At 61.4% G+C, this 2,228-nt stretch carries 5 protein-coding genes; all 5 read right to left on the reverse strand.

Annotation, left to right across the window (positions count from 1 at the left end; all coding sequences use genetic code 11):
• Positions 1–53 precede the first annotated feature (53 nt).
• Positions 54–572 carry a dimethyladenosine transferase gene (locus EPN29_13820; protein ID TAN31283.1) on the reverse strand — a complete coding sequence of 173 codons (519 nt, stop codon included), beginning with the start codon at positions 570–572 and terminating at the stop codon, positions 54–56.
• Positions 538–1,194 carry a TetR family transcriptional regulator gene (locus tag EPN29_13825; GenBank protein ID TAN31284.1) on the reverse strand — a complete coding sequence of 219 codons (657 nt, stop codon included), beginning with the start codon at positions 1,192–1,194 and terminating at the stop codon, positions 538–540. The genes EPN29_13820 and EPN29_13825 overlap by 35 nt, the downstream gene beginning before the upstream one ends.
• A 208-nt stretch (positions 1,195–1,402) precedes the next feature.
• Positions 1,403–1,705 (reverse strand): MazF family transcriptional regulator, encoded by a 303-nt coding sequence (locus tag EPN29_13830; GenBank protein ID TAN31285.1) that lies wholly within the window; start codon positions 1,703–1,705, stop codon positions 1,403–1,405.
• Positions 1,702–1,932 (reverse strand): hypothetical protein, encoded by a 231-nt coding sequence (locus EPN29_13835; GenBank protein TAN31286.1) that lies wholly within the window; start codon positions 1,930–1,932, stop codon positions 1,702–1,704. The genes EPN29_13830 and EPN29_13835 overlap by 4 nt, the downstream gene beginning before the upstream one ends.
• A gap of 120 nt (positions 1,933–2,052) precedes the next feature.
• A partial coding sequence (locus EPN29_13840; protein ID TAN31287.1) for a DNA ligase occupies positions 2,053–2,228 on the reverse strand: 176 nt, incomplete at its 5' end.

The raw sequence follows: 2,228 nt of genomic DNA on the forward strand, positions 1-2,228 counted from the left end.
CAGATTCAATGAGAATGGACAGCTCTCATCGGTGTTGGGGCAGTCTCACTGGATCAAAGCCTTTCGCAGTGACTCTCAAGGTTGTGCAGGGTTGCCCTCATCGAGGCGGCGTTGTGCTTGGGGAAGCCGGCGATCTCCAAGAGGGGCGGACAGATGTTGGTGGCGTAGTCGAAGGTTTCGCGCACGAGGGTGCGATTCTCCTCAGAGTCGCTCACCGGTTGCAGTTCGTACCGCCAGATGTGGTGCCTGAAGTTCTGCCAGGCGATTCGCTCGTTTTCGACGAATTCGACCACAACGTTGCGCATCTGGCCCCGCTGGGCCGTCGCGATCGTGGCCTGCACGAGGTCGGTCGTGTGCAGGCTGGCCGGCCGGCGGCGCATCGTGGTGTAGAACGTCGAACCTAGCTTCAAAGTGCTTGGGCCCGAGGCGTTGTGAGCGCCACATTCAACCAATGTGCGCGATCCGTCGATGGCGGCATGTTGGGCAGGATCGGTCAGCACAGCGAAGATGACCTCGGGGGCGGCGGCGATAGTGTGCTCAACGCTGACGCGTCGCTGAGGTGCTGTCCGCATGATTGTCGTCCTCCCGATAATCGTTGTCGGCGTACAGACCGGTGAAAAGCGCTGTCTGGCTGCGTTGCCAGCGCGCCAGAACCGCCGGGTCTGACAGTGGGGCGTCTAGATATTCGCCGATCATCGGAGCGAGGAGCACAGTTCCGATGTTGATGATGACGACCTGCAACGCTGCCCAGGTCAAGTCGACGTCGCGGCGAAGTGCGCCGTCGGCATTGAGTTGTCGCCACTGCCGCTCAGACAATCGCATCAACGCGGCGAACAGTTCACTGGCGGTCTCGTCTCCGCCGATCAATGTCCTTGCCAGATAACGACATTCATCTGGATAGGTGGCATAAAAATTGGTGAGCCTCGTATCGAGCGTCGCCTCCACCGCAGAATCGGACTCGCCCGTCAGGGTGATGCCGAACGCGCGGTCCACCAAACCGATGACGTAGTCGTTAACCGCCGCCCTCAGTGCCGATTGGGAAGGAAAGAAATGCTGGACCGAGCCGGCGGATACACCGGCCGCAGCGGCGACGGCGCGCACCGATGGAGTGGCCGTCCCGGCGCTGACATAGCTGTCGAGCGCCGCCCGCAAGATCCGAGCTCGCGTCGCGAGCTGGTTCGGCCCGTCCTCCATCAGCGACCTCGCCTAATACATACGCATTACAAGTAATACGATTGTATCAGTGGAATCAGAGTTGAGCGACAGGCCTCCAGATTCAGCGAGAATAGACGATTGGGCGCCGCGCGGGACGTGCCGGCTGGCTGCGCCACCTCAGGTCATGTGGTCGTTGACCCGGGCGGTGTCCCGGATGGTGTGAGATACGACGGTCATGTTTGTCGAGCTATCGATCCGGTGTGGCGAGGATCCTGAAGAGCATGTTGTTCACATCGGTCAGGGCCTGGACGTTGGCGCGTCGGCGAAACTCACTGAGAGTCGTCTTACGCAAGCTGGTGACTAAACCAGGGGCCGCCCAGGCATCGTCGTCCAAAGGCACGCCGAACCCAGTGTCGGGGTCGTGGTCGAAGATCGGCACAACGATGATGGTCGGTTCATTAGGAATTTCGTTGTAGACGGTCGAGGAGATGACAAGCACGTCGACACCCGTGCCCGTCGCCCACACGTCCCCTCGGCGCGGCGACGTCAACGCGTCGTTAACTCCTCAAGGTTGCGGTCGGCCCACGCCTCGCTGAACGCCCCCGCCTGGGGATGCGCTTGCATCCATCGGTCATGAGCCTGGCATCGTCGCCGCATGTCCTCGGCGTCGAGCAAGGTCTCAATCCAGGCGTTCATCGACTTCTCGTCGGCCTCGGCATACTGTTTCACCGCTTCATACGCGGTGTCGGACAACCGCAGTGTCACTGTTTTTGCCATCACCAAATGATAGCGCCAGCTGCTATCCGTGTGTGCAGCATCGGGTGGTGCGCACGGGCCGTGTGAGGTCGAGTGACAGACAGCGGGCCGGTCGCAATTCTGCGAGCTCGTCGCAGCCGCTTAGGAGCCGCTCGGGACACGAATGTGTGCGGGATCGGTGTCTCGTAATCCCTTGAAGCTGGTGTGGCGAAGCCAGCGGCCGGCCACATATTCGCGGTAGGCGACCGCGCATACCAGTTGGGGCTCGACCCAGCACACCCCGTTTGCCTCCACGGGATTGGCGGCTGGCGTGCTGG

Source organism: bacterium (assembly GCA_004299235.1).
GTDB lineage: Bacteria > Chloroflexota > Dormibacteria > Dormibacterales > Dormibacteraceae > SCQL01.